Consider the following 1,149-nt stretch of genomic DNA (forward strand, 5'->3'; position numbering starts at 1 on the left):
GCCTACGAACTCGCGCCATTTGCTTTCGCACTCGTCCTGACACCGCAATTGGAGCAAGCTTTTCGCCAGTCGCTGATCATGTCCGGCGGAAATCCAATGATCCTCGTACAGCGGCCAATCACAGCAGTCCTGCTGCTAGTGACAATGATGCTGATAGCCGCATTGATCATCGGCTTTCGTCCGCGAACAGTGGGATCGGAACTGTCGGCCTGAGAAGCCGATATCACGTAACAACGGGAGGACATTGGGAATGGCGAGTTTCGAGAAGCGCAGCATCAATTCCGATACGGCACAGGTTATCCTGTCGGCAGCTATCGCCAAAGCAAAGCAGCTGGGCTTCGCGATGAGCATCGCCGTCTGCGACGAATCTGGTTCGCTCAAAGCATTCATTCGCATGGACGGCGCCTCTGACACGTCTTTGCACATATCTCAGGATAAAGCGTACACATCGGCAAGCCTTGGCACTCCGACGCACGCATTCTGGGATGTCGTCAAGAACGACCCGCCCCTGCTGCACGGCATCGTCCATTATCCGCGGATTGTCGTGTTCGGGGGCGGCTACCCGATAAAGGAGAATGGAAAGGTGATCGGTGGCGTTGGAGTATCCGGCGGACACTACAGCGACGACATGGAGGTTGCACGTGCGGGCATTCAGGCCATCGGAGCGCCAGTTGGCTGAATCTCAAAATAAATGCAAACGGGAGGTGCAAATGAACCGAATGGCACGTTTGAGCGTGATGCTGCTGGCAATCTTCGCCTTCTGCACCACGGCTGCAGTTGCTCAGAATCAAGCCGACACCAAGGCCAGGCTAAAGGCGCTGCAGCCGAACGATTTTCCGAAAGATCCGCTCGAGCTGGTCGTTGTCTATCCGCCCGGCGGGGGCATGGACATTACGGCTCGCATCCTCGCCAAGTACCTTGAGAAATGGACAGACCACAAGGTGATCGTCACGAACAAAGCCGGCGGCGGCGGCATGGTTGGTCACACCTTTCTGTCACTACAGGCGCCAAATGACGGACATACGATCGGCGTGATCGCCAGCCTCTACTGGGGTGACGGCTTCAGACGCTCGGACGGCAAGTTTGACTATAAAAGCCTTGAGCCGATTGCGTTCGTAAACTACGACCCGGTGACATGGGTTATCCGCA

The 1,149-nt window shown here is 56.2% G+C and carries 1 protein-coding gene and 2 pseudogenes; all 3 read left to right on the top strand.

Going from position 1 to position 1,149, the window contains the following annotated elements; all coding sequences use genetic code 11:
* A pseudogene (locus RCO31_RS34595) lies at positions 1 to 213 on the top strand (tripartite tricarboxylate transporter permease); the annotation flags it as partial.
* A 37-nt stretch (positions 214 to 250) separates the two neighbouring features.
* Positions 251 to 679 carry a heme-binding protein gene (locus RCO31_RS34600; protein ID WP_308972931.1) on the top strand — a complete coding sequence of 143 codons (429 nt, stop codon included), beginning with the start codon at positions 251 to 253 and terminating at the stop codon, positions 677 to 679.
* A pseudogene (locus tag RCO31_RS34605) lies at positions 672 to 1,149 on the top strand (tripartite tricarboxylate transporter substrate-binding protein); the annotation flags it as partial. The gene RCO31_RS34600 and the pseudogene RCO31_RS34605, both read left to right, overlap by 8 nt.

Origin of the sequence: Bradyrhizobium sp. LHD-71 (assembly GCF_031157255.1) — a bacterium.
Classification (GTDB): Bacteria; Pseudomonadota; Alphaproteobacteria; order Rhizobiales; family Xanthobacteraceae; genus P52-10.